General features: G+C 30.1%; 1 protein-coding gene. It reads left to right on the top strand.

From position 1 onward, the window contains the following. Positions 1-52: 52 nt before the first annotated feature. The coding region (locus tag CKF58_RS06470; protein WP_147397235.1) for a hypothetical protein at positions 53-1,032 on the top strand (980 nt) is incomplete at its 3' end.

Here is a 1,032-nt window from a genome sequence, read left to right as displayed (position 1 = left end):
CCCCAAAAATGATACAAACTAACAAAATATCATTTGATAGGGGATGTATGTTATGTATTTTAAAGATTTACCACGTTCTGATCGTCAAAAAATAGTAAAATTTGGTATGAGCGGTGAACGTTCATATTTAGAATTAGCGTTAGAGTTTGATATACCAATTCATCAAATTAGAGATGCTGTAAAACGAGAACGAAAAAAGATCAGAACCGTAGTTGACAATAAATCAAAAAATTCATTAACAAAGAAAATTAGAAAATCAGGTAAAGTTAGAAACTATAAACCAATTGAAAAAATTGCGACAATAGTTGAATTATATGATTCTTACCATGGCTCAATCCTTAATACAAGTAAAAAACTAGGAATAAGCACTGTTTCTATTCGTAGTTGGAATAAGTTGTTTATTGACCTCGGCGCTGATCTTTTTATAGAAGTCATCTACAAGACTATGAAAATAAAAGAAGCGTTAGAATTAGCACAAATTAATGACTTGATACTAGACTATTCCGAAAAAATCAAAAGATCTGTTGACTTCCTTAAAGAACATATTGAACGTAACAGAAATCAATTAACTCAAACTAGAACATTTGAGAATATTAATGAGCTTGTAGAAATTACAGAGTCTGGATACGTACAAAAATTAGCCAATGAAATATTACTTCATGTCGGAATAAAACAGTCTTTTGCTGAAGTTGATATTTACACTAAATGTCAGATAATTAAAAGAATTAGTAAATTTAAGAACGTTAAATTCTCTATTAAAAATTTATGTGAGTACCTCGATATAGATAGACAGCGCTATTATCGATGTAAGGATAAAAAATTATCATCTAAAGAACATCGGATGCTAGTTCTCAAAGAGATGATAGAAAACCTTAGAACTCAAAAAATTGAATTAGAACAACTCGATGATGAGGTAGAACAACTCCCAAAGTTGCAACCCTACTTAAACTATGGAAGTAGGAGGCTTTCTGAAGTTCTTAGTCATTTAATAAGCTCATCATGGGACAATGACGAAATACTACAGAAATTATT

The organism is Psittacicella hinzii, assembly GCF_003585935.1.
GTDB lineage: Bacteria > Pseudomonadota > Gammaproteobacteria > Enterobacterales > Psittacicellaceae > Psittacicella > Psittacicella hinzii.
Note: the sequence above shows the minus strand (reverse complement) of the source record. Positions and strands in the feature narration are given on the sequence as shown.